Annotated in this window: 18 protein-coding genes; 3 read left to right on the top strand and 15 right to left on the bottom strand. The window is 44.7% G+C overall.

The features are described from left to right. The 7 genes from F6K52_RS12355 to F6K52_RS12385 all read right to left on the bottom strand — a co-directional run. Positions 1 to 934 (bottom strand): lipid II flippase MurJ (locus F6K52_RS12355; RefSeq protein ID WP_293077842.1); only part of this gene is annotated, 934 nt, incomplete at its 3' end. Between the two features lie 9 nt (positions 935 to 943). Further along, the gene (locus tag F6K52_RS12360) at positions 944 to 2,440 is read right to left on the bottom strand and encodes a transposase (RefSeq protein WP_293077844.1); all 1,497 of its coding nucleotides are present in this window, start codon (positions 2,438 to 2,440) and stop codon (positions 944 to 946) included. 187 nt (positions 2,441 to 2,627) lie between these two features. Beyond that, on the bottom strand, positions 2,628 to 4,094 hold the full coding sequence (locus F6K52_RS12365) for a hypothetical protein (protein WP_293077846.1): 1,467 nt from the start codon (positions 4,092 to 4,094) through the stop codon (positions 2,628 to 2,630). Between the two features lie 443 nt (positions 4,095 to 4,537). Beyond that, positions 4,538 to 5,362, bottom strand: coding sequence for a pyrroline-5-carboxylate reductase (gene proC, locus F6K52_RS12370; protein WP_293077848.1), 825 nt, complete (start codon positions 5,360 to 5,362; stop codon positions 4,538 to 4,540). Between the two features lie 68 nt (positions 5,363 to 5,430). Further along, positions 5,431 to 6,018, bottom strand: a complete 588-nt coding sequence (locus tag F6K52_RS12375) for a cell division protein SepF (protein WP_293077850.1) — start codon at positions 6,016 to 6,018, stop codon at positions 5,431 to 5,433. Positions 6,019 to 7,030: 1,012 nt separating this feature from the next. Beyond that, a complete protein-coding gene (pipX, locus tag F6K52_RS12380; protein WP_293077875.1) occupies positions 7,031 to 7,300 on the bottom strand; it encodes a transcriptional coactivator PipX in 270 nt (89 codons plus the stop codon). Positions 7,301 to 7,579: 279 nt separating this feature from the next. Further along, positions 7,580 to 7,765 carry a hypothetical protein gene (locus F6K52_RS12385; protein WP_293077852.1) on the bottom strand — a complete coding sequence of 62 codons (186 nt, stop codon included), beginning with the start codon at positions 7,763 to 7,765 and terminating at the stop codon, positions 7,580 to 7,582. A gap of 474 nt (positions 7,766 to 8,239) precedes the next feature. Here F6K52_RS12385 and F6K52_RS12390 point away from each other — a divergent pair, with 474 nt between their 5' ends. Next, positions 8,240 to 9,355 (top strand): geranylgeranyl reductase family protein, encoded by a 1,116-nt coding sequence (locus F6K52_RS12390; protein ID WP_293077854.1) that lies wholly within the window; start codon positions 8,240 to 8,242, stop codon positions 9,353 to 9,355. 136 nt (positions 9,356 to 9,491) lie between these two features. Here F6K52_RS12390 and F6K52_RS12395 read toward each other — a convergent pair whose 3' ends face one another. The 5 genes from F6K52_RS12395 to F6K52_RS36970 all read right to left on the bottom strand — a co-directional run bounded on the left by F6K52_RS12395 (position 9,492) and on the right by F6K52_RS36970 (position 13,721). Further along, positions 9,492 to 10,256: a hypothetical protein gene (locus F6K52_RS12395; RefSeq protein WP_293077856.1), complete on the bottom strand. Its 765-nt coding sequence runs from the start codon at positions 10,254 to 10,256 to the stop codon at positions 9,492 to 9,494. Positions 10,257 to 10,762: 506 nt separating this feature from the next. Beyond that, the gene (locus F6K52_RS12400) at positions 10,763 to 11,365 is read right to left on the bottom strand and encodes a peroxiredoxin (RefSeq protein WP_293077858.1); all 603 of its coding nucleotides are present in this window, start codon (positions 11,363 to 11,365) and stop codon (positions 10,763 to 10,765) included. A gap of 441 nt (positions 11,366 to 11,806) precedes the next feature. Next, positions 11,807 to 12,766, bottom strand: coding sequence for a DNA polymerase III subunit delta' (gene holB, locus F6K52_RS12405; protein WP_293077860.1), 960 nt, complete (start codon positions 12,764 to 12,766; stop codon positions 11,807 to 11,809). After that, entirely contained in the window at positions 12,736 to 13,419 is a 684-nt protein-coding gene (gene tmk, locus F6K52_RS12410) for a dTMP kinase (protein ID WP_293077861.1), read from the bottom strand. The genes holB and tmk overlap by 31 nt, the downstream gene beginning before the upstream one ends. Positions 13,420 to 13,445: 26 nt before the next feature. Further along, positions 13,446 to 13,721 carry an AAA-like domain-containing protein gene (locus F6K52_RS36970; protein ID WP_364417335.1) on the bottom strand — a complete coding sequence of 92 codons (276 nt, stop codon included), beginning with the start codon at positions 13,719 to 13,721 and terminating at the stop codon, positions 13,446 to 13,448. Between the two features lie 195 nt (positions 13,722 to 13,916). Here F6K52_RS36970 and F6K52_RS12415 point away from each other — a divergent pair, with 195 nt between their 5' ends. Further along, on the top strand, positions 13,917 to 14,459 hold the full coding sequence (locus tag F6K52_RS12415; RefSeq protein WP_293077863.1) for a redoxin domain-containing protein: 543 nt from the start codon (positions 13,917 to 13,919) through the stop codon (positions 14,457 to 14,459). On the opposite strand, the gene F6K52_RS12420 is transcribed toward F6K52_RS12415, so the two are convergent. The 3 genes from F6K52_RS12420 to F6K52_RS12430 form a co-directional block, all read right to left on the bottom strand. Beyond that, positions 14,436 to 14,561: a hypothetical protein gene (locus F6K52_RS12420; protein WP_293077866.1), complete on the bottom strand. Its 126-nt coding sequence runs from the start codon at positions 14,559 to 14,561 to the stop codon at positions 14,436 to 14,438. The two genes, F6K52_RS12415 and F6K52_RS12420, sit on opposite strands and share 24 nt — an antisense overlap. 130 nt (positions 14,562 to 14,691) lie before the next feature. Continuing rightward, entirely contained in the window at positions 14,692 to 15,717 is a 1,026-nt protein-coding gene (locus F6K52_RS12425) for a DnaJ C-terminal domain-containing protein (protein ID WP_293077869.1), read from the bottom strand. Between the two features lie 302 nt (positions 15,718 to 16,019). Then, positions 16,020 to 17,309, bottom strand: a complete 1,290-nt coding sequence (locus tag F6K52_RS12430) for a glucose-1-phosphate adenylyltransferase (protein ID WP_293077871.1) — start codon at positions 17,307 to 17,309, stop codon at positions 16,020 to 16,022. 429 nt (positions 17,310 to 17,738) lie between these two features. Here F6K52_RS12430 and F6K52_RS12435 point away from each other — a divergent pair. Further along, the coding region (locus F6K52_RS12435; protein ID WP_293077873.1) for a Calx-beta domain-containing protein at positions 17,739 to 22,792 on the top strand (5,054 nt) is incomplete at its 3' end.

Consider the following 22,792-nt stretch of genomic DNA (forward strand, 5'->3'; position numbering starts at 1 on the left):
GCATAAATCCCGCTTGGGATTTATGCCCAGCTAAGTCATGCTCTGTCATGGCGGGCAAGCTGGTGGTAGCAATACTGACACCAATAATCGTTTGAGCAGCGGAGACGATCCGAATTGCAAAGTAGAATGTGGAGACCCCACCAACTGCTACTAAGGAAGGCAGCATCTGACTCTTGACTAGATTAGATGCGAGCTTAATAACAAAACCGATAGTGGGCAAAGAACCTGCTTGCCACAGACGCAGTAGGTCATCTTTGCCAGCCCAGGCCAACCATTGATGTTGGTGTCCCGCTTTAAAAGCATCTAGGAATACCAGCACAAAGAATCCAGCAAATCCCAAGGTATAAGCGATCGCTATCCACAGAGCAATACTAGACTGTTGCCATGCCAACCCAATAGCAGCCACTACGAAACCTGGTGCGATCGCATTCCGCAGAGCTACCGCACTAAAGCGCCTTTGGCTGTTGAGGATCACACTAAAGACCGCAATCCCAGGAGCAAACAAAACCATTGGCGCACAGACCCGAAATAAAAACGTTGCTTGTGCTCTACCCTCTGGGGAAAATCCTGGGGCTAACCCAGTTATTATCAATGGCGCTAGAATTTCCAACAGAATAGTTAGACTAATGCCGAGTACTAAAGCTAAGTTTACAATGCCACTGACCAAGCGATGATATTCCCTGAGACTCAGAGCATCTCGGCGCTCCATAAACATTGGAACCAAGCTTTGTCTGGTTCCCTCCCGGCTCACGGTATCAATTAGTCGCGGTAAGCTCAGGGCAACAATCAAGGCATCTGTGGTTTGACTAGTCCCCAGTTTCGCCGCCATCAAAATGTCTGCAACCCACGCCAGTAGCATACCGAAGAATGTCAGAGACATCACTCGCAGCGTGGGAGATTTCCACCCTTTGATTATACGGTTGGATAGGTTCATTACTATTACTTACTGCCTAGACCTGATTAAGGTAGCAGAGTTGGAGTTTTTCCCAATTGGATTGTTCATGCTATTGACATCTCCCCCGGCTGAAGCACGGAGGATTCTACAAGGTTGTGAAGTGGCAGGGCGAGGAATCCCTCGCCCTGCCACTTCACAGCTTGTTCGATATGATCTAGAAAGAGATTTAAAAAGATCATGTCGATGTGGGAGTGTCAAAGCTCCCCTACCCACCTTGGTCAGGTCGATACCTAACTGTGTGGCTACTTTTTTCGCTATGTTTGCGGCACCGTTACAATCGGCATTGATCAGGTGTCCAAAAGAAGTTTTGTACAGCCCGCGCCTCATCCTTCTACCTGATGCTTTCCATCCACTGGGTTTTTCACCGTGTTTTGGTAATGGGTCATCATCCAGAAAAGACGCCTTACTGGTGTACGACTCTTCAGTAATTGTTAGCTTGATACCATATTCGGAACAAAGTTGTTTCAGTCTTTCGATTAACCTTTTAGTGGGGATGACTACAAAGTTTTGATTTCCTAGTCGCCCCATATTTAAAGAATCTTTTTGACGTTCGTTCCACCCGATAATTAAATTTCCAATGCGGTCACTTAGGCAGCGATTGATTATAAACCTAGCTGCTTTATTTATCGCATCCCTGATCTGATTGTTTCGTTTTCTTTGCACTCGTGCTAGGTTCGCATCCCAGTAAAACTCAGGTTTACCGGTTTTATACTTCGCGACTAATCTGGCATAACCTTGATTCATTGATTTGAGTTTGCGGCCATCAATGATTAGGCTTTTTCCTTGGGTTGAGACACCAGTTAGCCAGTTATCACCACCGTGGTCAAAACTCCACGCTTGGGAATAGTCTAGGTTAGGATTATTTTCGATCAACTGCTTCTCATCATCAATAACCCAGTCAATCCATAATTGTCCTAGGTACGGGCGAACAGTTACCTCTTTAACCCAATCTGGATCTATAAACCCGGGCGGCGAGAGTGTAATCTCCGTAAGTAATTCTGGTTTGCTCTCTTTACTGATTGACGGGTAAAATAAGCCATTCTTATAAGTCAGCGCTTGCCGAGGAAAAGTAACAGCAGCCAGTCCCCCTTTCTGGCGGTATCTGAGGAGCCTTGGTCTATTTACCTGACCTTTATAGTAAAGACTAACTAGCTGGTTATAACTAGTAATTGATTCGGCTACAGATTTGAGGGTTTGCTGTGCGGACTGAGCAGCCATTGCTTTGTAGTGAGAGCTATCTTTAAGACTTTTGCACAATTCTGCGTATTTAACGCTACACTTGTAAGTTTTCCAGCCGTATCTTAGATCATCCCCTTTCCAGTAAGTCGTAAATGCTTCGGGCTGCTGTTCTAGCCAACCATAATGTTTTTGTTTGGAGTAATACGTAGCACAATTCCATAAGCTATTGGCCTGTTCGCACTGAAATAGCCAAAAAGCATTTTCTTCATCTGAAAAGTTGGCTTTTAATGGAATTGTTTTGTACACGTCACTATCACCTCCTTCTTTAGATTATAACTTATTGGAATGGATACATCGGGGTAAACCCCGTCGCGTCCGTTTCATCCCCCCTTTAGAAAAGGGGGACTCTCACGTTCCCGGATCTTTTGGTAGTTTCCAACAATTTTGTAATTGTTGGTAGATCCAAATTGTTCCTACTTTTCAATTTACTGGTTTAAGACTCAGGTTGAAGTACCGGAGTGGAATCTTTAGTGGAATCTTTGGGAGCGTCTGTCTTAGAACTTGGTTTTTCCCAGGCCAGGATAACCAACCCAGTTGTCATTAACAGGGAAAGCGCTACAGCTCCTAGGATCACCGTTTTTTTAGTATTACCAACAGGTTCTTTCGGTAAGTTCGGCTCTACTAACAATTGCAAAGTTGGATAAGCACTAGCATGATCGGATTTATTGACGTTTAATTGAGCTGACTTCGCCGTAAATATAGCTTCGGAAATTTGAACCTCTCGCTCAAGCTCAGTCAGGGTTAACTGCTCCTGAATCAAGGTCTGAAGTCTAGACTCTAACTGAGCAATTTGTTCTGCCAAGGTGTTAACTTGACCGGTTAGTCCCTGTTGTTGAGCTCTCTGGTTGATTAACACTTGTGCCAGATTTGCTCGACCTGTCTGGGCATCTAAACCTAAATTGAGATTATCCAAACGTTGAACATTCATCCGCTTACCCAATAGCTGTTGGCTACGAGCAAGTAATGCCTCAAGCGCCGCTTGCTTCTTAGCTTTGAGATTAATCACCTGAGGGCTATTTGGTGTCCATTGAGTATTGAGTATCGTTAGGTTAGCGCTGATATCGCTATAGTTTTGCCAAAGCTTTTTAAAGACTTCATCATCCTGAAGCATCAGAGCATCTGCTGCTTGGTCAGTTGACAACCTAAGGTTAGCTTCTAACTGCGTTAATCCAGAGGTAGCCGCTTGCTGCTGAGCCAATAAATTAGCACGCTCCACTCGCAACCTCTCTACTTCTTCTGAAAGGTTCTTGATTTGTTCAGAAATTTTGAGCAGTGACTTCTTTTTGAATTGAGACAGCTTTGTTTGGGCTTTTTTTAAGTTACTATTAGCAGAGTCTAACGCTAACAAAGTCTTGTTATCCTGACGAGATGATTCTTCTACTCTTAAGTCATCAATCCGTTTAACTAACGCTTCATAAAAAGCCCGAGTATTTCGCTGAGCTTCCAGTTTGCTTTTGCCATCCGCTTCAAATTCTATGATAGTGGTACCTCTATCCAAAGAAACCCTTGGCTTGGCAAACTCTTCAAAATCTTTGACTGAAGTCTTAACAGCAGCAGCAGCTTCTTTTAAAACTACTTCACTCATGGCGATATACTGGTAGTTCTCTCGTGGATCTACCTTTAAAAGATATCCGTAAGGAGATTTGTCACCTGTATTGGAGGAAGCTTGACCAACTCCAGGGAGTTGAACAGATCCTTGAGAACCCACACCAGGTATGATGGCTGCTGCCTTACTGGTGTAAGTTCGAGGGATTTGCTCAAGCACAAAAAAAGCTAAACCGAAAATAGCAGCATTGCTCAAAATCCCCAAACTTATGTAGGAAAACCATTTTAAGCGATTGGGTCGAGAACGTTGACGTGCTTTTGGTAAGGCTCGAATCGGAATTGAAGATTCTGTCATCTGTCTGTCATCAAGTAGATGCAGTCCACAAATTTACATTCAGACTAAATTATGAATATTTTGTGATTATTGTAGTTCAGATCCCGTCATTTTAAACGATTGGGATCAATCGCATAAATCCTTTAGCTGCTATTATAGAACTAGTTAACAGAACTAGATGACGCGCACAATAGTTTTTTTGGTTATTCATTAAAAAAAAACCCCCATAGGACTACAAATGCAGATGGGGTTAGCCAAGACCAACTAACAACGGGCTAGTCTAATAGATATTAAGATTCACGTGATCAATCAGTTCTGATCGATTTTCCACCTACCCTATGGGAACGCCAACGGCGAAAAACCTTCAACCTTCAAACTTCAACCTTCGACCTTCAACTTTTAACCTTTAACCTTTAACCTTTAACCTTTAACCTTGGCCTTTGGCCACGCTACGCGAACAACCTTCAACTTCCCAACTCCCGAGAACGCTGATAAGACCCCAAAACCGCCTCAATCAAAGCTGAGCGAAAACCAGCTTTCTCCAATTTAGCGATCGCAGCAATTGTCGTTCCCCCAGGACTAGTAACCTGATCCTTCAATTGAGCTGGATGCATTTGAGTTTCTTGTAACAGCTGGGCTGTTCCCAATACTGTAGACTGTGCCAACTGCAATGCGATCGCTCTGGGTAATCCAGCTGCCACGCCCCCATCTGCTAGGGCTTCCATCAAAATTGCCACATAAGCTGGGCCTGACCCAGATAAACCGGTCACCGCATCCATCATGTGTTCCGGAATCTCGACTACTTCACCAACAGCCCTAAAAATTGTCTTTGCTCGCTCCATTTGATCAGGCGAAACCCATTTTCCAGCAGCTAGTGCTGTGATTCCCGCCCCAACTGTTGCAGGAGTATTAGGCATTGCCCGGATCACTGACTGGGATGGAAAAGCGTTTTCGAGCCGTTCCACAGGCACTCCAGCTAGAATTGAAATCACCATTGGCAACGTTCCTAAGCTGTGACCGTTGTCACCTCTACCCATTACCAGTTCTGCTGCTACCGCTTCAAATACCTGAGGTTTAATTGCCAGTAACAAAACCTCTGATGCTGCCGCTGCGGCTTGGTTATTAACAGTGACCCTAATCCCGTATTCTTGCGCCAAACCATCACGGCGCTGCTCCAGCAGCTCACTCACCAAAACCTCATCAGGCTGGTAAAGTTGTTGGGCAAGTAGGCGGGATAGGAGGGCTTCTCCCATGACACCGCCACCAATTATGCCAAGTTTTATAGGCAACCCAACACCTCTCTTTTCAACTTTTAATGTTATTCAAGAAACACTAGACACGGGTCTTGTCCTGACTCTTACTGAGCCATCTGGTCTGGCTCAGAACCCCAGGCTGGTGACGGAGCTGTCTGACGGGGAGGAGCAGCCTGGGGAGTAGGTATCTCATGAATCACACCAGACTGAGTACTTACCTGAACACAGCTTGGTGTAAACAAGAAAATACTTTCACCAATACGCTCTTGATGACCATCAATAGCGTAAGTCCCACCAGCCACAAAGTCAACTGCTCGTTGTGCTTGGTCTGGATCCATGATGGTCAGGTTTAAGACCACCGACTTCCGTTCCCGCAGTGCCTGAATCACTTGGGGCATTTCTTCAAAGGAACGAGGTTCAATCACTGCCACCTCAGAAAGGCCATTGACTGCTCCAGGCATGCCAATCACATTATTGATGGGAGATGGCCCTACCCCTGCTTCTGAGACCGTTGTCCGCTCCCGAGAACGGCGTCTGGTCGGACGTTCCTCCTCTGGTGGCGGTTGAACCGGTTGCTCTTGTGGGTAGGGAGTTGGGTAGGCATCCCCCTCAATGTCTTCATATTCGTATTCGTATTCCACTGGCTCATTCAGACCGACGAAATCGCGCAGCTTATTAAAAATACCGCTCATAGTCAACTCTCCATCACAACTTTAGTGTAAGCTTCTGCAAAGCCGATAATCGACCTTCTCTAGGGCAGCAGTCTTTAGTAGATGCTTAGACTAGAACTTCAACAGTCTAACTTACCCCTGAGCTTACTTAATAATTTTCACCCTTGAGAACACCACAAGGTTATCAATATAAAAGATATATCTGCCTTCTGAACGGGGTGTAGTTCTGGAAAAAACACACTTTCAGCAAGGCTATGCCATTATATATAAGAGGGCAATATTGATGATGGATGTGGTTGGGTATATACTACCCCATTACTTCCTGATCCCATAATCTCATTTCAGCAAAAGCTCACAATCGTCGTTGGGACTTACTTTTGGCGGTAAAATCAGCCCATTGAATAACCTTCGATTTGCTTGTGAGTACTTCAAATTTAGCTAAACCTGCCACAAGCCCCAGGTCCTAACCACTTTTGGAGGCAATCCCGCAGATGGCGCAGCATCAGCACCTCCACTAGCTTCTACGGACATAGTTTTAGTAAAGGCAATCAGCCTTACATTTGGTGGGAGCTGTTGTGGAATGTTGGTAATGGGTTCTGTAAGTGAAGTACCCCAGCCTGCTTCGCTGAGGCTGGGGCTTCCAATCTCAACTCAAATCAGGGACGGTCTTATTCGTCAAATGGGCTTCCCGCTTCATCCGCCGACGCCTCAACCAGCAAGCTGATCAAAGGTCTTACTCAGCGTCCACAGGCAGACATCCGCCTTCCGCAGACGCATAGTTTTTTTCGACAGACTCACCTTGGAATTACGACTCTATGGTCAACCAGCTGGGGCTTGTCTCTTCCCTGAGCTCTGCTAGTACTTTTACACCTTTAAGGTAGCCTTTTAGTCAGTCAGGCGGGTCATCGACCAACTTTATTCTAACACGATTCGCAACAAGTCCTCGTCTCGCTATCCATCCCCACCTTTAAAGAAGGTGGGGATGGATAGCGAGTTTTGTTAAACCAATCATGGGAAGGTTTCCTTATGGAACTTATTGGAAGGTTTGCTGATGGATCACTCTAAGCTGCTCATACTCAGCTGATGAAGCACTGCGTCTAAGTAAGCGCAGGCGATTTTCTACCAACAGGCGAGCCTCAGAACGACTGATTGGCTCAAAGGCAATGCCATTGGTAGTACTTTTCACCAAAAAGAAAAGTCTCTGGGCATAGATCGTAGTGAACAACTCTTGTTGTGCTTCAACAATGCAAACCCGAAACAGTAGACCAAAATTGGGGTGATTGAGGTAGTTTTCAGAACTCATCAAAATCCATATTAGGCGGGACTTGAGCACCGAACGATCTTGAGTTTTGGTCAAATAAGTCATTGCCATGGCTTACTTTCCCTTACTCAGGTTAGTGGTATTATGCCAGGGGTTTGGTTCGGAGCGTTAATTCAAGTAAGACTAGGAGTCAGCAAGACCCTAACAATTCCTAAAGACCAAAACCGAAGTTATAGAGATAATAGCTTGAGCGCGTGGATTTGAGTTTGCCAGGAAGAACAATTAGGGGATTGGGTGATATTGTTTCTGACGGCATGAGATTTATAAGATAATGGTCATCTTATATTCTTTATCAAGTCTAACCAAATCTACCATAACTACATTTCCCGTACCTTGCTTGAACTCCTCAATACCGATACCAAGCGATTTGAGATAGACTGAGGATTGAGAAGAAGCCCATAGGGAAAGAGTATGGGGAGGGAAAAAATACACTAATAGTTTTGGCAATATTTTTGGCTGTGACTTCGTGAAACTTTAATAAAGATTGCTCAGAACTCCACATGTTTTAAACATTATAGGTCAATAATGGTTATACAAACTAATAATTACCATAATAATTAGCCAATAAACTATCCGGATTAACGAGTCTAATGACTGAAAAATTGAGTGAACAAGAGACAAAAACTATCAGTATAAAGGTGCATCCATATAATAAATGATTAGGCGTTTTCAGGATGTTATTGATTAAGGGTAAGCCTTTTCCTAAAAGCCTAATCTCGACCCTGCAATATTTGTAGGGTCATTATTATGAATTGATAGTGATTTTATAATTTCCGAATGTTAGTTCGTCTCAATTGCTGGGCATCTTAGTGAGTAAGTCCTGGTAAATTGGTCACTCAATTTGGATAGTAGGCTGACACACTGGGCTGTTAGTCTGTGAACTTTAATCGATAAATCTTTGAGGAGTAAAGTAGAAACATCATGTTTGACTGCATAATCGTTGGTGCGGGACCGGCTGGTGGAACGGCTGCTTATCACCTAGCTAAAGCTGGAAAGTCTGTGGTGGTTCTAGAAAAAGAATCCTTACCCCGGTACAAAGCTTGTAGTGGTGCGGTTTCCCCACAAGTGCAACAGTGGTTTGATTTCGACTTTACACCTGCCATATCTCTAAAAGCTGAGAGTGTACGCTACACCTGGAAAATGGATGACCCAGTAACGGTGAAACTGGACACTCAAGAACCGGTTTGGATGGTGCAACGAGATGTTTTCGATCACTATCTCATCCAACAAGCCCAAAAACAAGGTGCTGAAATTCGAGATAATACAGCAGTTACAGGGGTAGAGTTTAAGGGAGACCACTGGCAGGTCAACACTGTCAATGGGACTGTTGAAGGTCGCTACGTGATTGCAGCTGACGGTGCTACTGGACCGATGGCAAAATGGTTGGGATTCAAAGAACGTAAATCACGTCTGGCATTAGCCCTAGAAGTCCCCAAATCGGACAGCAATAGTAAGGAGATCCATTTTGACTTTGGTCAGTTCAAAAATGGCTTTATCTGGAGTATTCCTAAAGCCGAAGGTTACTCCATTGGTCTTGGCTCCTTACGGGGTGGTGACCTCAAAGACATCCAAAAGCTAGTCAAAGGTTATGCCGAGAAATCCGGCTTAGACCTGAGTAGCTGTCAACAGCACGAAGGTGCCATCTGTGTCTGGGAAGGTCAGGAAAAGCTGCATACACAAAATGCTGTATTAGCTGGGGAAGCTGCTTGTGTGGTGGATCCCATGACTGCTGAGGGAATTCGACCCTCTATGTTCAGTGGCATGAAAGCAGCTGAGGCCATTCAACAAGCTTTGGCAGGTCAAGCAGATGCTTTAGAAAACTATACCCAGGTCATGCAGGAAGAACGGGGAACTGATATGAGTTGGGCTGCTAAACTTGCTGGTGCTTTCTACCGCTTTCCTGGAATTGCTTACAAAGTCGGCGTTAAAAAACCCGTTGCTACTCAAATCATGCTCAACATTCTCTGTGGCGAATTACGCTACTCCGATGTGGTCAATCGTGCCATGAAGCGCTTGAACCCATTAGCCGGGGGTTAGTCGATAGATAATAGGTGATCAGATTATTGATTTGATCACGTCTTTTATCTCTTAAATCAATAGATCACCTAAATAGTTAGGGTTGTTGAGGGTTGACAGTCAAGAGTCAACCCTCAATCGTTAACAGATAACAGAACTAATGTCGGCTGAAAATGACCATACTTGACCCCACCACAGGACTACGGGCAACTAACGTTCCCTCTAGGTCACTAATTTCCAACTTGCTAAAGTCTAATTCTTGAGACTGGCTCAGCATCCTTTGAGCTAAGCTATTCTGCTGAGCATCATTGAGTTGGTACCACTCATCACTGACCTTGACCAAGAGCATACTTTTGAGAAAGTTAGCCTCAATTGCTTGAATCAGGTCATTACCGTACTGAGCCGTAAGACCCGCAATTTGATTTTGAATTGCGACAATCAGACTTTGTTCCGGAGTTAACTCTGGTGTGGGTATGGGTTCGGATTCCACAAGTTGTGATTCCTGAGTCACTTCCAAATTTTGTGGAGAATTAATGGTATCAGCAGGAACTTGTGCCACCTGTGCTGGTGTCTTTGGTAGAAGCGCTAGTGTTGTCCATAGAATGACTACTACCACGCTTGCGATCGCACCAGTCAACATCCAATCAGACAGTTTTTCATTCCAAGCTGCCGGTAGCAAGGAGCGGACTTTTGTCAAGGTCCCATCCCACAACCGGCCAAGACTACTAAGAATCGGCAGTAACCGATTCATTAATCCAGACTTAGGCTCAGAAGACGGTAACTTTCCCTTGCCAGTGGTCTGAGGTGATTCACTTGTTGCTTCCAAGCTGTCTTCGGATTTATCTGTCACTGATGGTGTTGGCGGCGTTTGAATTGCTTCATCCTTTGCCGCTTCTGGCTGCTGTTTTTGCTCTTCTGACATTGTAATTCCTCCCAGGCAGCGCCATTTGTTGATTCAATGGATTAACACTCCTCCCTACTCACTATATGCGAACCAACATCTGTAGGTACTGACACAGACTTCCTGACCATTTTCCCATAAAGAACGAGAATTATTGACTAGTCTACTGCCGGGGGAAAGCTGACCTAAGCGCGAATTTAATTCTTAATGGTAAGAGCGCCCCTATGTTGTTTTCCGGTACTTCCGTGCTATGGCAATTATCAGTTTATTGAGGTACACAAAATTTTCGCTACTCCCTACTTCCTCATACCTACTTCCTGCTCTCTCAAACCCTTGCGCGTAAGCACCTCACCTAATTGAAAACTGCTGTTGTATCACTACCTATTTATCAATACCCTCAAAATATTCCCATACTCAAAATGTTCCCATAATGTTAATGGGAAATTGAATAGGTATTATACCAACTCAATTTCCCAGTATCAAAGCTCCGTCTTCAAGGTAGGAGGGTGGATATATTTGCGATTCGGTTATACCGCAGCAAAGTAAACTTTTGATTTAACAGGGTCAGGGTTCATAGTTTTGTCACCTGGTTGCCACCCTGCTGGGCAAACTTCATCAGGATGAGTTTGAACGTATTGAATCGCTTTCAAGGTACGCAGGGTTTCGTCAACGCTACGACCAAAGGAGAGGTTATTGATAGTAGCGTGCTGGATAATGCCCTCCTTGTCGATGATGAATAAACCACGCAAGGCAATACCGGCTTCCGGGTCAAGAACGTTGTAAGCTGTGCTGATTTCTTTTTTGATATCAGAAACCAGAGGATAAGCTAGATCGCCTACACCACCATCCTTGCGGTCAGTCTGAATCCAGGCCAGGTGAGAGAATTCACTGTCAACAGACACGCCAAGGACTTCGGTGCCTAGTTCTTTGAATTCTTCAAAGCGATCGCTAAATGCAGTAATTTCGGTAGGACAAACAAAAGTGAAGTCTAGGGGATAGAAAAACACAACGACGTATTTACCACCATAGTCAGACAGTTTAATTGTCTTGAACTCTTGCTCGAATACAGCAGTGGCCGTGAAGTCGGGAGCCAGTTGGCCTACCCGGAGACATCCTTCTGTTGTAGTCATATAGTTATGCTCCTTAAAGTGTGTAGGGTGTCAGTTGGCTACAGATTGCTGATCAAGTGGTGGTCACCTCAAACCATGCTACCCATACTATTTCTCAAAGTGCTGGCTAAATACATACATCTTGAGAGGGAGTCCATGGATAAGAAAATGATCTACCCAATATCCGATTTTCATGGCCAGACCATGATCTGTAACCAACCACACAAATGGTATCAAATCTAATTGATTATTTACGAACCTTTACAAATATATCATAGTCATAACGATTTTGATTAGTAGGGTTTTCTTCAGGTGCGACAATTATGCGAATTTAATTCTTAATGGTAAGAGCACACCTAAGTATCCAGTATTAGGAAATACTTTATGGAGCTTTATCCTTGATGCTTCCCAATTACTCTTTTACATTTTATTCTTCATGCTTTATAATTTACTATCAACCCTTCATGCTTCAAGAAAACTCAATTCCAACAGGGTTACCTCCCAAACCAATCGCGGCTGAGCATAACTGAGCAGGTATCGCCGAGCTTGCTCTAGCTTTTTAATCATGTCTGGTTGAGTGTGTGATTGCCAGTAGCAGTGTTGTAAATACTTCACTAACCAAAGCTGAGTGTGGGTATCCAGCTTCTTGTCGATTTCCTTTGCCAGTTCCAACGCTTGACGGGATGTGTGGGGTAACTGGGTAAGTTGGGTAAGTAAGTTTGGAGGCATAGCTTGGAGTTGCTCAAAAGCAGCGATCGCTTCCCCCGGACTTCCCTGGGCAATGGCGAGTACTGATGGTTCCTGTAAAATCTGTTGATGACCGGTTTGCCGCAGCACTGTTGTCATAGTTTCCTGGCCCAGGCGATAAAATGGCATCCGCTGACAGCGAGACACTAGGGTCGGCAACAAAGATTCAGTGTTAAGTGCGATCACTATCAACGTAGCGTTTCCCGGTTCTTCGAGAGTCTTCAGCAAACCGTTGGCTGCTGGCTCTGCCATAGTTTCTGCCTGCTCTAGTACCACCACCTTACGCGATGCTTCTAGAGGAGAATTACTCAAAAACCTAGCAATTTCCCGAATTTGTTCCAACCGAATTTGGGGGGGTGCTTGACGCTGAATTCCCTTTTGGACAGCTTCTGTAGCAGACACCAGTTTACCATTGTGGAGATAGGTTGGCTCTACCCACAATACATCCGGGTGATTGCCCTGAATCAGTCGTTTTTTAATTGAGACTTGCCCATCAGCTGGGATACCTTGACAAAACAACTGTTCAATAAAAGCCCGTGCTACCAGACTCCGCCCCACTCCAGATGGACCAGCAAACAGGTAGGCAGGGGCAATGCGCTTGGTGGTGATTGCTCCGTGCAATAATGCGATCGCTTGGTGTTGCCCTAGGATAAAATCGAACGCTCCTGGAACCATGTTCTCAACCGTTCACGCAAAATCTTCTGAATGGAATTATGGACTTCCTCCTGACTGTAGCTAGCATCTACCCGAACCATCCGATCGGGATTTTGTTGATACAACTGCTGAAATCCCTGCTGCACTCGTCGGTGAAATCCTAAGTCAGCTTGCTCCATGCGGTCAACCTTTCCCCGCTGTCGCGCCCGTTCCAGACCAATTTCTACATCAATATCCAGCCACAGGGTGAGGTCACTTTCCAGTCCACCGGTAGCAATTTGATTAAGCTGCTCAATTAATTTCAAGTCAATACCTCGGCCATAACCCTGGTAGGCAATTGTAGAATCCGTGTAGCGATCGCATAAAATAATTGCTCCGTTGACCAACTGTGGCTTAATCAACTCTTCAACATGCTCAGCGCGATCAGCAGCATAGAGTAAAAGTTCAGCCCGAGGGTGAATGGGAGAGGAATCTCTATCCAGTAGCAGTTGGCGAACCTTAGTGCCTAATAATGTTCCCCCCGGTTCTCTAGTGACTACAACGGGCATGGTTTGATCCAAAGTACCTAGACAGTCTTGTAAGCCACCAGCTCGAAGCCAATTTGAGCATCGCTGTAGTTGGGTAGTTTTCCCACCACCTTCCACTCCCTCGAAAACAATTAGCTTACCGCTCAAGCCCACCTCCTCTACTACTCATGGAGCTAATGTTGATAGCCTACAGCTAAAACAATGGGTTGAACAAGTTCAGGCATAGCAGTATTAAGTTGTGCTAAGAAATACTGACGATATAAAAAATAACAACTTGGCATGACTTTGTTTCGGTCAAAGGTTATCAAAATTATATTCTTTAATATATAGATTAAGATTGAATATAACTCAATACCTCTATCAGTTATAATCACCTTATTGCAGAAAGTCGTTAACTTATGATTTTGCCTAATTATAGTTAAGTTTAGCAGCATATTATCCCTATACATTCTCTATCGTGTAGGTGCTTTATCAAGAATTTTTTCTAGGCTAAGGTTTTGGCAAGCCAATTGATAGAGAGCAAGCTGCAATAATTTCGAGCGATCGCCCTTCTTTACCTGAACTAGCTACAGTTGAGGGTGCCTACAGGTACACTATAACAGTAACCATAAACTATTCCCTAGTCCAGGAGAATTGAATCCCTGATGCTCACAGACCTTAACTTTAGTGGCTTAATCAATCAGCGCTTCTTCCACAATTTTGTGCCTGTACCAGCAACTAACGCGCTACAACTCGGAGCAAGGACACCTGATTTTGAGCTACCAGATATTACCAATAACCGTCAGATCAAATTATCCGATTATCAGGGCAAACAACCGGTGATCTTGGCATTCACCCGAATTTTCACAGAAAAGCATTACTGTCCTCTGTGCTTCCCTCACATCAAAAAAATCAATGAAAACTACCAACGTTTCACTGAGAAAGGAGTTGAGGTGTTAATGATTACGAGTACAGATATCAGGCAAAGCCAACAAGTTGTTAACGATCTCAGTTTACAAATGCCACTGCTGAGCGACCCCAACTGTAGAACCTTTCGTGCCTATAACCTTGGTCAAGCACTGGGTGCTCCCCTACCTGCTCAATTTCTTTTAGATCAGCTAGGAAAACTCCGCTTTCAACATCTATTTTCTTTCCTAAATCCCAATGCCGAAGTAGATACACTCTTAAATGCGATCGACACCCTCTGATGAGGTACCGTCAATTGTCTTACCCCTACTGCCTACTCCCATTAACCCAGCAGGAAAGTCCCTAGCCCCATTGAGCACTGCTAGATATAAGGCGTTTATCATAGCAATGAGGTACACATTATTTTTTACCTCTTGCCTCTTGCCTCTTGCCTCTTGCCTCTTGCCTCTTGCCTCTTGCCTCTTGCCTAAAATCCCAAAATTGTGTACTTCATAGCTCTCATAATTGCTATAATCAAAGTCGAACTTGGGACAAGTGACTGCGAGGATTGAAGCGACGACTTTCACGGATTTTTTCATAGTACTCCCGCTCCTGATTGGTGAGGTTTTTCGGAGTTACTATCGTAATTCGCACTAACTGATCACTACGTCCACCCTTAGGTAAAGACCAGCCTTTACCCCGCAACCGCAGAGATTGACCAGAACGAATACCAGCAGGAATATTCATACTCACAGAGCCATCTGGAGTTGGTACATCGATTGACCCACCCAAAACCGCTTCATCTGGTGTGATTGGCACTTCGCAAACCAGATTCTCACCATCGAACTCAAAGAAAGAGTGAGATTTGAGTTCTACTTTCAAATACAAATCTCCCTTTTGCCCATTCAGAGGGTTGACCTGACCCTTGCCTCGCACCCGAATACGACTACCGGGTTTGGCACCAGGGGGAATCTTGACAGTTATAGTTTCACTACCTAGGCTAAAACGCTTTTGGACACCATTAAAGGCTTCAGACCAACTGAGGCTAATGGTTGCTTCTCGGTCAGCACTGGCTCCGGTAGTGTTGTTAAACCCCGAGGTGCTGCTATAGCCACCAAAACCACCAAAATCATTAAACCCATTAGAGCTAGAAGTACTTGTACGGTAGGAGTAGCTCTGATTACTTCTGCCAGCACCACCGGGGGCACCAGTGCTAAAGCGACCCAGCAATTCATTAATGAACTCGTCAAAGCTGCCATACTGGCTAAAATCAAAGCCACCAACATCAACACCGACTCCACTACGACCAGACCATCCTTGTCCCGCTTGCTTCCAGTACTGACCAAATTGATCGTATTTCTTGCGTTTGTCCGAGTCAGATAACACTTCGTAGGCTTCATTGACTTCCTTAAAGCGAGCCTCGGCTTGTTTGTCCCCAGGATTCAGGTCTGGGTGGTACTTCCGGGCCAAACGCCGAAAGGACTTTTTAATGTCATCAGCACTAGCAGTTTTGCTGACTCCTAGGATGGAGTAATAGTCTTTGAAGTCCGTCGCAGCCATCAAGAGTGTCTCCTAATCGTCTAAGATCGTAAGGGGTAAGTGATTGCCCTTGGATTATGGTTTATCTACCTCAACGCCAGGGTAACAAAGGTTTCAAGTAAACTGAGTTCGGTTCTTCCTCACTGCTGCGATCGCAATTTCCGTACATATTAATACTCTGTCAAGGGTGTTTTCAGCGGTTTTGGCAAGGTGTTAGGTAGCAAGGTCAATGGCTAATGATTAATGGCTAATGGTTAATGGTTAATAGTTTTAGGACTTAATACCTAGCCTAAGCATGTCTAAGCCCTTTTCACCCCATAGGACTAAATCACGGCTCCATGGGGAATTACTGCATTTTTGATCACTACAACAATCCCATTACGAATATAAAATCCCTCACTTTCGCAGTTGGCTTCCTCCACACGATCCTTGTTGAAGATTTTGACATTGTTACCGATACAAGCATTTTTGTCGATAATTGCACGACGAATAACGGTATCCTTACCAATTCCTAAAGTCTCTTGGCCTTGTTCTTGGGCTGATAGACGTTCTGTTAAAGATTGATAGTAGTCAGCACCCATAATTAAAGAGTCCTCGATCACTGTTCCAGCTTCCACTCGCGATCGCAATCCCAATACCGAGTTATTAATGCGGCAATCTTTGAGAATACACCCTTCCCCAATAATTGACTCTGTTACCCGACAGTCTAAAAGCTTTGAGGGCGGTAGATAACGAGCCCTCGTGTAAATCGGAGCATCTTCCTGATAAAAGCTAAAGGATGGCTTAGGTTGACGAGTCAGGGATAAATTAGCATTGTAGAATGCCTCAATGGTGCCAATATCTTGCCAATAATCATTAAATAAATAAGCTTGAATGTTATATTTTTGCATCGAGGCTGGGATAACTTCGTGACCAAAGTCTGTGTGCTCAGAATTAGCTTCGAGCAGTTCTTTCATCACTGCTTTACTAAACACATAAATTCCCATAGAAGCAATGTAAGGACTATTTCTGGCTTGTTCTGGCGTAAGTCCAAGCACAGTAGTATCCACTTGCATTTGTTTAAGCAATTCCCCTGTAGGTTTCTCGCGAAAATCAATCACCTTGCCCCGATCATCAATTTGCATCAAGCCAAAGCTAGATGCCCGTGTCTCATCAATAGGCACAACCGACAGAGTAATATCCGCTCCAGTGTCCCGGTGACGTTGGACAAATAAGCGATAGTCCATCCGGTAGAGGTGGTCTCCGGATAAAATTATGTATTCATCAACATCCCAGCCATCAAATAGCCAGAGATACTGACGAACTGCATCTGCTGTTCCCTGAAACCAGCTTGGGTTTTCCGCAGTTTTTTGGGCTGGTAAAATTTCAACAAACCCTTCTGAGAAGCCAGAGAAATTATAGGCACGGGTAATGTGGCGATTGAGAGATGCTGAGTTAAATTGGGTTAGTACATAGATTTTGTAAATCTCAGAATTAATGCAGTTACTGACAGGAATATCGATCAAGCGGTATTTGCCTGCCAATGACACCGCTGGTTTAGCCCGGGGCTTGGTTAGTGGATATAAGCGGCTTCCTGCGCCACCACCGAGAATGATTCCTAAAACTTTTTTCACAAAACACCTCTGAAATGCTCATGCCTGAACAACTCCAGTCTCTGACGGGTGTGGGGCAGTTTTCAAGGGGGCTAAGCCAGTAATTTATTATAAACGCAAAGTTTTCAAGAAGTCTATGTAAAATCCCTAGTTAGCGCCACAGTAAATTCGGTACTTTCCCGGTGAACAGTAGTAGGTCAAGGGGAAGACAATAAAATCGCTGGGTCAAATTAAGTGGGAAAGGTTTTAAGACAAATTGAAACCCGGTAGGGCATTTGTATTGCCAGAGGATGGATAACTCAGATCGACACCCATACCAGTGAGTGTCCGATATCCCTTTTCCCAATTCCTATAGACCCAAACCCGAAGCCAAGTCTGATGCAGCTATCCCTAATTAGCAATTGGTACTAGCTATCGCTATAAATAACTAACTAAACATTTTGAATCACTATGGCAAACGTTACTCTTTCACAGACAACTATCCAGCTTACTGAAACTAGTGCTGACCAGGAATACACTATTGCCTTAGATACCAACCCAACTGGACCCGTCACTGTTAGACTCAGCACTGATGGCCAGAGTCAAATTAATGTGGATGGTCAGGGGTTTAGAACCCAAGACACCATCGAAATCGATGACACCACACCAAAAACTGTTATTGTGCGGGTTATAGATGATGGCACTCCTGAAGGTGTTCACCCAGGCATCATCACTCACACTGTTACAGCCACAGAAGACGAAGACAACTATCCTCTAAATACCGAACTTACTGGTGTCAGCCTTGAAATTATCGATAATGACCCAGGGCTATATATCCAAGGCACGCCTACACCCATTGAAGGGGGTGAAAATGGTACCTATGAATTTGGGTTGAGTACGGCACCCGATGGAGATGTAACAGTCCAAATCGAAACTAGTGATGGTCAGAGTCAATTTAGTTTAGATGGGGGCAACACCTTTGTCTCTTCCGGAGAGATCACCTTTGACGAAACCGACTTCACCACCGAAATCACGGTGCAGGGGATTGAGGACAACATCCTAGAAGGTTTGCACAGCAGCACCATCACCCACACCATTACTGAGTCCGAGGCAACACAAGGACAATATTCTGAAGGTCAAACTAGACAGGTCTTTGCCACGATTACTGACAATAACCCAGATCTGCTCACCTTCGATAACCAAATGTTGTCTATTACAGAGGGTGAAGAAGGTACGTACACCATTAAAGCAGAGGAGCTTGATGCAGACATAACAGTCACCATCAAAGCCAATGGATCGAGTCTAATCAAGGTAGAAGATGACCAAGAATTTGCTTCCGAGCAAATGATAACCCTCAACAGCACCACATTTGAAAAAACTATCACGGTGCAGGCTGCTGAAGACTCAGATGTCACAGGACCTCAAGAAGTCAGCATTAGCCACGAAATTACTAATTCAAACAGTTCAAACTTTCCACGTGGTAAGGTTGGAGACGTAACTGTTAATATTGCTGACAATGATCCTGGGGTAATCATCACCCAAGCTACTGGTCAGATTGAAGAAGGTGACGAAAACGAATACACCATTGCGTTAAGCACCAATCCTGATGGGGACGTAACAATCACCCTTGAGTCTGATGACAATAGTGATATCAAATTGCCAGATGGGACTGAGTTTGAAGACCAGCTAACTATCACACTCAGCGATACTACACCCCAAACCATTAAGGTTCAAGCTACAGAAGATAACGACCCATCAGAAGGGAGTCCTCACGAAAGTACAATCACCCACACAATCACTGATACAGACGATACCGACAATTATCCTACAAACACAACAATTGATAGCGCTACCATTGAGATTATTGATGATAGCTCCAGCCTTTTCGATTTCACTACTCCCTCATCTGTTGAAGAGGGTAATGAAGTTGAATACACACTTCGATTACTACAGAATCCCGGTGGAGATGTAAGAGTTACTATTTACGCTGATGATGAGACTGAAATCAGTATTGACGGAGGTACCACATTTGCTGCAACCCAAGAAGTTAGATTCAGTGACACATCGGCAAGAACTATCACCGTCAAGCCTATAGATGACTCAACGGTCGAAGGAGCTCACACCAGCACCATCAGCCACACCATTACTGAAGCTCCAGAGAACTCAGATTATATAGTAAACAGTAAGGCTGGAGATGTAATTGTCACTATTACTGACAATGACCCAGGTCTGATCATCACTCCAGCAAGCGAGCCCACTGAGGAAGGTGGAGACTTGACAACTTATGAGGTTGCCTTAAGTACCACCCCCACTAGCCCCGTAAGAGTTACTATCACTACAGATGGGGAAAGTGAACTTGCTCTGGATGAGGGCAACTTAAACTTTGGCACCAGTCGAAATATCCAACTTAGTGACACTACACCCACCACTGTCACGGTGCGAGGTACAATAGACGACGATGTAGAAGGTCTTCACACCAGTACCCTCAGACACGAAATTACCGATTCTACGGATCCGAACTACCCTGAAGGACAGGGAACAAAGTTTACTACTATCGACATTCAAGATGGTACCCCTGGAGTCATTATCTCCAATCAGTCTTTGTCTCTCTCAGAGGGTCAAGAGGGTACTTACACCATTAGTTTAACCACCGAGCCTACTGAGGATGTAACGGTTACCATTACAGCAGATGAGCAAGGTCTGATCAGTGTCGATGGTGAAGAGTTTGCATCACAGCAGGTGATTACCCTCAACCAAAGCACACTGGAAAAAGAAATCAAGGTGCAGGCTATAGATGATCAGCCGCCGGAAGGGATTCACAGCAGCATCATTACCCACAGCATTGCTTCAGCGGATGAAAACTATTCCAATGAGAATACACCCATAGAGGATGTCACTGCCACCATTACTGATAATGATATCGGAATAGTTATCATTGGTACTCCTCAGGTCACTGAAGGCAGTACTGATACCTACGAAATTGGTTTAAGCACTCAGCCTACCGGAGATGTCAAAGTTACTATCACAGCTGATGATGAGACTGAAATCAGTATTGATGGTACTAGCTTTGCTTCTAGTCAAGATGTTACATTCAATGACCTCACCCTTCAAACCATTACCGTGCGGGGTAAGGATGATAGTGAATTTAGGAGTCTTCGCGACAGCACCATCACCCACGAGATTACTGAATCCCAAGACAACACAAACTATCCCCTGGATCTCGAAATTCCAGATGTTATAGCTGAGATTACTGATGATGAGCCTGGAGTAGTCATTATCAGTAATCTCGATCTCACTGAAGGGGGTATCGGGACTTACGAAATTGGTTTAAACACTCCTCCTGTGGGGGATGGTTCAGTAGAAGTCACTATCACCGCTGATCCACAAACTAGAATCAGCACAGATGGTACAAACTTTGCTTCTAGCCTTCCGATCCAGCTCAGGGAAACTATACGGCAAACTATCACAGTCCAGGTGGTTGATGACAGCGCTGTGGAAGGCGACCACAACAGCACTATCAGCCATGAAATTACTGGTTCAAGTGATACCACCAATTATCCTCTAGGCCAGGAGATCGAGGATGTTACTATCGACATTACTGACAATGACCCTGGACTAATCTTTAGTGATGCGATCGCAATCACAGAAGGCGGTGATGAAGGGACTTACACAGTTGCTTTAAATACTGTACCTACTGGAGAGGTGACTGTTACTCTAACCGCTGATGACGATAGTTTAATCAAGGTAGGTGAAGGGGAGGGGGAGTTTGCCTCCGAGCAAGTCATTACTCTCAACCCAGAAAAACTCCAAGAAACCATTAGTGTACAAGCCGTTGATGACAGTCTAGTAGAAGGAACTCACACCAGCACTATCAGCCACGAAGTGACTGAAACCGAGGATAACACTAACTATCCTATAGGAATTAGCGGCTCGTTCAGTGCCACAATTACAGATGATGACCCTGGGATTGTTTTCAGTGAGACCACCTTGTCTGTTGAGGAAGGTCAAGAAGATACTTACACAATTGGCTTAAGCACAGTGCCCGCTAGTGACGTAACAGTCACTATCACAGCTGATGATGATAGTCTAATCAAAGTCGATGACGGGGAGTTTGCCTCCGAGCAAGTTATTACCCTCAATGCTGAGACCCTGGAAAAAGAAATTACAGTACAGGGGTTAGATGATGATCAGGTCGAAGGTGATCACACTAGCAAAATTAGCCATGAAATTGCTTCCGAAGACCTAGACTATGACCTGGGCGAGCTAGAACAAGAGGTCACTGTCGATATTGCTGATAATGACCCTGGGCTGATCTTCAGTCAGGCAATCACTATCACTGAAAACAATGGTTCAGGCACTTACACAGTTTCTTTGAACACTCCTCCCACCGGAGCAGTAGAGATTACTATCCAAGCTGATGACCAGAGTACAATTAGTCTCGATGGCACCAACTTTAACTCTCAGCAAATCATTAGCCTCAACCCAACTACACTCGAAGAAACCATTACGGTACGAGCAACTCAGGATGCTCTGGTAGAAGGCGTTCACACTAGCACAATCTCTCACACAGTTACCGATACAGAAGATCTTGAGAATTATCCTATCGGAGAAGGGCCATCATATACTGCCAATATTGTAGACGACGATCCTGGAATCGTCTTCATCAATGGTCCTGTGTCTGTGGAAGAGGGACAAGAAGGAGTCTACACAGTTGCTTTAAGTACCCGACCCACTGGGGATGTAACGGTTAAGCTCACTGCTGATGTTCAGAGTCTAATCAAGGTAGATGATGAAGAGTTTGCTTCGGAGCAAGAAATTACTTTCAACGCTGAGACTCTGGAAAAAGAAATCACGGTGCTGCCGGTAGATGATGCCGAAGTTGAAGATGATCACAGCAGTCAAATCAGGCACGAAATTACGGTTTCCGATGATCCAAGCTATGCTGTTGGCTTAGTTGAAGAATTCACTACCAATATTACCGATAATGACATTCCTCCTGGTCAAGTTCTGATCAGTGAGGTTTCCCCTCTGACTGAAGGTGGAGAGACACAGGAGTATACTATTGCTCTCGACACTGAGCCAGCTGGAGCAGTAGAAATCACTATTACTGCCGATGATAACAGTGAAATCAGTCTTGATGGGGAGATCTTCGACAATGAAGTGGTGGTTAGCCTAACGGATACTACCCCCACAACCATTACAGTACAGGCTCTGGATGACACGATTGTCGAAGGTGACCATAACACCACCATCAGCTATGCCATTACCAACACCGAGGATTTAGACAAATATCCTGAGACTCTAGATATCCCAGCCACCGAGATCACCATTACTGATAATGAGGCAGTTGTTCCTGGTCAAGTCCTGATCACGGAAATTTCCCCGATCGCTGAAGGGGGAGAGCTTGGACAGTATACCATTGCTCTCGACACTGAACCAGCTGGACCCGTAGAGATTACTATTACTGCGGATGACAACAGTGAAATCAGTCTTGATGGGCAAACCTTCGACAACGAAGTAGTGGA

Source organism: Moorena sp. SIO3H5, from assembly GCF_010692395.1.
Classification (GTDB): domain Bacteria; phylum Cyanobacteriota; class Cyanobacteriia; order Cyanobacteriales; family Coleofasciculaceae; genus Moorena.

Excerpts from the sequence above, each read along its gene's own strand:
- F6K52_RS12365 (WP_293077846.1), bottom strand. The coding sequence starts at position 4,094 with ATGACAGAATCTTCAATTCCGATTCGAGCCTTACCAAAAGCACGTCAA.
- F6K52_RS12375 (WP_293077850.1), bottom strand. The coding sequence starts at position 6,018 with ATGAGCGGTATTTTTAATAAGCTGCGCGATTTCGTCGGTCTGAATGAG.
- pipX (WP_293077875.1), bottom strand. The coding sequence starts at position 7,300 with ATGAGTTCTGAAAACTACCTCAATCACCCCAATTTTGGTCTACTGTTT.
- F6K52_RS12390 (WP_293077854.1), top strand. The coding sequence starts at position 8,240 with ATGTTTGACTGCATAATCGTTGGTGCGGGACCGGCTGGTGGAACGGCT.
- F6K52_RS12395 (WP_293077856.1), bottom strand. The coding sequence starts at position 10,256 with ATGTCAGAAGAGCAAAAACAGCAGCCAGAAGCGGCAAAGGATGAAGCA.
- F6K52_RS12400 (WP_293077858.1), bottom strand. The coding sequence starts at position 11,365 with ATGACTACAACAGAAGGATGTCTCCGGGTAGGCCAACTGGCTCCCGAC.
- holB (WP_293077860.1), bottom strand. The coding sequence starts at position 12,766 with ATGGTTCCAGGAGCGTTCGATTTTATCCTAGGGCAACACCAAGCGATC.
- F6K52_RS36970 (WP_364417335.1), bottom strand. The coding sequence starts at position 13,721 with ATGTATAGGGATAATATGCTGCTAAACTTAACTATAATTAGGCAAAAT.
- F6K52_RS12415 (WP_293077863.1), top strand. The coding sequence starts at position 13,917 with ATGCTCACAGACCTTAACTTTAGTGGCTTAATCAATCAGCGCTTCTTC.
- F6K52_RS12420 (WP_293077866.1), bottom strand. The coding sequence starts at position 14,561 with ATGATAAACGCCTTATATCTAGCAGTGCTCAATGGGGCTAGGGACTTT.
- F6K52_RS12425 (WP_293077869.1), bottom strand. The coding sequence starts at position 15,717 with ATGGCTGCGACGGACTTCAAAGACTATTACTCCATCCTAGGAGTCAGC.